Below are 3,199 nucleotides of genomic sequence, written 5' to 3' on the forward strand. Positions count from 1 at the left end.
ACACAGTGGACGCGAGCAACTGAGGACAAGCCCTCGGCCTATTAGTACCGGTCACCTCCACACGTTACCGTGCTTCCAGATCCGGCCTATCAACCCAGTCGTCTACTGGGAGCCTTACCCTCTTATAGAGGTGGGAGTCCTCATCTCGAAGCAGGCTTCCCGCTTAGATGCTTTCAGCGGTTATCCCTCCCGAACGTAGCCAACCAGCCATGCCCTTGGCAGAACAACTGGCACACCAGAGGTTCGTCCGTCCCGGTCCTCTCGTACTAGGGACAGCCCTTCTCAAGACTCCTACGCGCACAGCGGATAGGGACCGAACTGTCTCACGACGTTCTAAACCCAGCTCGCGTACCGCTTTAATGGGCGAACAGCCCAACCCTTGGGACCGACTCCAGCCCCAGGATGCGACGAGCCGACATCGAGGTGCCAAACCATCCCGTCGATATGGACTCTTGGGGAAGATCAGCCTGTTATCCCCGGGGTACCTTTTATCCGTTGAGCGACGGCGCTTCCACAAGCCACCGCCGGATCACTAGTCCCGACTTTCGTCCCTGCTCGACCCGTCGGTCTCACAGTCAAGCTCCCTTGTGCACTTACACTCACCACCTGATTGCCAACCAGGCTGAGGGAACCTTTGGGCGCCTCCGTTACCCTTTAGGAGGCAACCGCCCCAGTTAAACTACCCATCAGACACTGTCCCCGATCCGGATCACGGACCCGGGTTAGACATCCAGCACGACCAGACTGGTATTTCAACGACGACTCCACCCATACTGGCGTATGAGCTTCACAGTCTCCCAGCTATCCTACACAAGCCGAACCGAACACCAATATCAAACTGTAGTAAAGGTCCCGGGGTCTTTCCGTCCTGCTGCGCGAAACGAGCATCTTTACTCGTAGTGCAATTTCACCGGGCCTATGGTTGAGACAGTCGAGAAGTCGTTACGCCATTCGTGCAGGTCGGAACTTACCCGACAAGGAATTTCGCTACCTTAGGATGGTTATAGTTACCACCGCCGTTTACTGGCGCTTAAGTTCTCAGCTTCGCCCACCCGAAAGTGAGCTAACCGGTCCCCTTAACGTTCCAGCACCGGGCAGGCGTCAGTCCGTATACATCGCCTTACGGCTTCGCACGGACCTGTGTTTTTAGTAAACAGTCGCTTCTCGCTGGTCTCTGCGGCCACCCCCAGCTCACCGAGTAAATCGGATCACCGAGCGTGGCCCCCCTTCTCCCGAAGTTACGGGGGCATTTTGCCGAGTTCCTTAACCATAGTTCACCCGAACGCCTCGGTATTCTCTACCAGACCACCTGAGTCGGTTTAGGGTACGGGCCGCCATGAAACTCGCTAGAGGCTTTTCTCGACAGCATAGGATCATCCACTTCACCACAATCGGCTCGGCATCAGGTCTCAGACTATTGCCAGGCGGATTTACCTACCTGACGTCCTACACCCTTACCCCGGGACAACCACCGCCCGGGATGGACTACCTTCCTGCGTCACCCCATCACTCACCTACTGCAAGTCTGGTTCGTCGGCTCCACCACTCCCCTTTGCCCGAAGGCTCCGGGGCGGCTTCACGGACTTAGCATCGCCTGGTTCGATGTTTGACGCTTCACAGCGGGTACCGGAATATCAACCGGTTATCCATCGACTACGCCTGTCGGCCTCGCCTTAGGTCCCGACTTACCCTGGGCAGATCAGCTTGACCCAGGAACCCTTGGTCAATCGGCGCAAACGTTTCTCACGTTTGTATCGCTACTCATGCCTGCATTCTCACTCGTGAACCGTCCACAACTCGCTTCCGCGGCTGCTTCACCCGGCACACGACGCTCCCCTACCCATCACGATCCCCGTTGGGGGTACATATCGCAATGACACGACTTCGGCGGTACGCTTGAGCCCCGCTACATTGTCGGCGCGGAATCACTAGACCAGTGAGCTATTACGCACTCTTTCAAGGGTGGCTGCTTCTAAGCCAACCTCCTGGTTGTCTCTGCGACTCCACATCCTTTCCCACTTAGCGTACGCTTAGGGGCCTTAGTCGATGCTCTGGGCTGTTTCCCTCTCGACCATGGAGCTTATCCCCCACAGTCTCACTGCCGCGCTCTCACTTACCGGCATTCGGAGTTTGGCTAAGGTCAGTAACCCGGTAGGGCCCATCGCCTATCCAGTGCTCTACCTCCGGCAAGAAACACACGACGCTGCACCTAAATGCATTTCGGGGAGAACCAGCTATCACGGAGTTTGATTGGCCTTTCACCCCTAACCACAGGTCATCCCCCAGGTTTTCAACCCTGGTGGGTTCGGTCCTCCACGAAGTCTTACCTCCGCTTCAACCTGCCCATGGCTAGATCACTCCGCTTCGGGTCTTGAGCGCGCTACTGAATCGCCCTGTTCGGACTCGCTTTCGCTACGGCTTCCCCACACGGGTTAACCTCGCAACACACCGCAAACTCGCAGGCTCATTCTTCAAAAGGCACGCAGTCACGACGTTGAGCACAAGTACTCAACGCGACGCTCCCACGGCTTGTAGGCACACGGTTTCAGGTACTATTTCACTCCCCTCCCGGGGTACTTTTCACCATTCCCTCACGGTACTATCCGCTATCGGTCACCAGGGAATATTTAGGCTTAGCGGGTGGTCCCGCCAGATTCACACGGGATTTCTCGGGCCCCGTGCTACTTGGGTGTCTCTCAAACGAGCCGTCAATGTTTCAGCTACGGGGGTCTTACCCTCTACGCCGGACCTTTCGCATGTCCTTCGCCTACATCAACGGTTTCTGACTCGCCTCACAGCCGGCAGACTGTGAAAGAGAGATCCCACAACCCCGTATACGCAACCCCTGCCGGGTCTCACACGCATACGGTTTGGCCTCATCCGGTTTCGCTCGCCACTACTCCCGGAATCACGGTTGTTTTCTCTTCCTGCGGGTACTGAGATGTTTCACTTCCCCGCGTTCCCTCCACTTGCCCTATGTGTTCAGGCAAGGGTGACAGCCCATGACGACTGCCGGGTTTCCCCATTCGGAAACCCCCGGATCAAAGCCTGGTTGACGACTCCCCGGGGACTATCGTGGCCTCCCACGTCCTTCATCGGTTCCTGGTGCCAAGGCATCCACCGTGCGCCCTTAAAAACTTGGCCACAGATGCTCGCGTCCACTGTGCAGTTCTCAAACAACGACCAACCACCCGTCACA

General features: G+C 57.0%; 1 rRNA gene. It reads right to left on the reverse strand.

From position 1 onward, the window contains the following. Nucleotides 1-21 precede the first annotated feature (21 nt). Nucleotides 22-3,144: ribosomal RNA gene (locus AOK23_RS19585) — 23S ribosomal RNA — on the reverse strand. Nucleotides 3,145-3,199 lie beyond the last annotated feature (55 nt).

This window comes from Streptomyces torulosus (assembly GCF_001419765.1).
Classification (GTDB): Bacteria; Actinomycetota; Actinomycetes; order Streptomycetales; family Streptomycetaceae; genus Streptomyces; species Streptomyces torulosus.